This window comes from Pedobacter sp. 05L430, assembly GCF_056397585.1.
The window spans coordinates 1-645 of sequence record NZ_JBFTNT010000604.1 but is presented as its reverse complement, the minus strand read 5'-3'; the positions used below and the strand labels follow the sequence as shown (position 1 = coordinate 645).

The 645-nt window shown below is 38.4% G+C and carries 1 protein-coding gene; it reads right to left on the bottom strand.

The annotated features are described in order from the left end of the window. On the bottom strand, window positions 1-645 hold a 645-nt coding region (locus tag AC1DG9_RS27575), incomplete at both ends, for a GDSL-type esterase/lipase family protein (RefSeq protein WP_477635766.1).

Below are 645 nucleotides of genomic sequence, written 5' to 3'. Positions count from 1 at the left end.
ACATATTCGACTGCCCTGAACATAGCCAAACATCGCCAATAAGAATGTCTGTTAAAGAAATGGTTTTATTGCCTGATTGCACACTTAACTCATATGGTCCGCCATGTGACATTTCGGTAAACTGAACCCTCCATTTGCCATAATTATCAGCAACTGCGGTAAGCTGTTTATGATTAAACAAAACTTTTATCTGTTCACTGCTATTTGCTRTACCATATATACTTATTGGTTTATTGCGCTGAAGCACCATATGATTCGTAAAGATCTCCGGAAGTTCAAGTCCGCCATAATTGCCGGTAAGGTTTCCGTAAACAGTTTTTGCGATGATGGCTGCTCCTTCCTTATCGGGATGCAGATTATCGGCAAACAAATCGGGTCTGTTATATAAAGCCGATGTTAGGTCAATTAAGCCAGTATTGTTAGCCTTAGCTATTTCAATAATTTGTTCCTGAATTTGCCAATACCAATCGCGTGTACCAGATTTAAACCTTGGATGGCCGTTAAATATGGGTGTAAGTTTGCATATAAATAGCTTTACATTGGGATTTTGTTTTTTAAGTGTATCCAATAGCCATGAATAGTCTGATTTGAAATCGCCTTTAAATTCAGGCCAATCTCTGGGATCAGTATCGTTTAAACCAAGGT